Origin of the sequence: Paracoccus sp. M683, assembly GCF_007096355.1 — a bacterium.
Classification (GTDB): Bacteria; Pseudomonadota; Alphaproteobacteria; order Rhodobacterales; family Rhodobacteraceae; genus Paracoccus.
Genome location: NZ_VKDF01000055.1, coordinates 1 through 999 on the forward strand (window position 1 = coordinate 1; position 999 = coordinate 999).

The following is a 999-nucleotide window of genomic DNA, read 5'->3' on the forward strand; positions in this document are numbered from 1 at the left end:
CCTACGGTCGGGTTGCGGCGTTTGCGCGGCAATGGCGGACAGATCGCCAGCGCGAACAGCAGACCACGGGACGCGGCACCTTTGTTCCGCTGTCCTTTCGACCGGGCGAAGCGTTCCAGTTCGACTGGAGCGAAGACTACGGGCATCTGGCCGACGATCGCACCAAGCTTCAGATGGCCCACATCAAGCTGTCCCACAGCCGGGCCTTCCTGTTGCGCGCCTACCCGCTCCAGACCCACGAGATGCTGTTCGAGGCTCTGTCGCAAACTTTGACGGTTGACGGGCGTCAGCTCTGCATCCGACCGTCTTGCTGTGAAACGGGGGGGAGGGAGAGCCAGCCATGATCTCGTTCAAGGGCGCCCAGTTCCCGAAAGATGTGATCCTTTTCGCGGTGTTCTTCTACGTCCGCTATTCGGTGTCGTACCGCGACCTCGAAGAAATAATGGCTGAACGTGGCGTTCGGGTGGATCACGCCACTTTGAACCGCTGGGTCACGAAGTACTCGCCTCTGGTCGCCGAGCAGGCGCGTCGCCGCAAGCGTCCGTCCGACCGATCCTGGCGCATGGACGAAACCTACATCCGGGTGAAAGGCGAGTGGGTCTACCTCTATCGTGCCGTCGACAAGTTTGGCAAAACCCTGGACTTCATGCTCTCGAAGCGACGCAACAAGACCGCAGCGACGAAGTTCTTCGCCAGAGCTCTGGAGGTGAACGGCCTGCCGCGAAAGATCGTCATCGACAAGAGCGGCGCCAACACGGCCGGCATCAACGCCATCAACCGCATGCTGAGACGCTTCGGCTGCCCGATCCCCATCGAGATGGTAAGGATCAAATTCCTCAATAACATGGTCGAGCAGGACCACCGGACCATCGTAAGCGGTCGCAGAACAGCACGGTCAGCTTAGCTTGACGGCTTGAAGTTCCACGGCAGCAGGTCGTCGAGGCGGCTTTGAGGGTGGCCGTTGGCAATCGCGGTCAAGGTGGCCCTTAGATATTCGAA

1 protein-coding gene and 2 pseudogenes are annotated in these 999 nt (G+C 60.3%); 2 read left to right on the plus strand and 1 reads right to left on the minus strand.

Annotated elements, in window-relative coordinates; all coding sequences use genetic code 11:
* Both FNJ84_RS21730 and FNJ84_RS21735 read left to right on the plus strand, forming a co-directional pair.
* Positions 1-284 (plus strand): annotated as a pseudogene (locus FNJ84_RS21730) (IS21 family transposase); the annotation flags it as partial.
* 56 nt (positions 285-340) lie between these two features.
* Positions 341-871, plus strand: a pseudogene (locus FNJ84_RS21735) (IS6 family transposase); the annotation flags it as partial.
* 29 nt (positions 872-900) lie between these two features.
* Here the strand turns inward: FNJ84_RS21735 and FNJ84_RS21740 are convergent.
* Positions 901-999: transposase domain-containing protein (locus tag FNJ84_RS21740; RefSeq protein ID WP_143792218.1), on the minus strand; the 99-nt coding region annotated here is incomplete at its 5' end.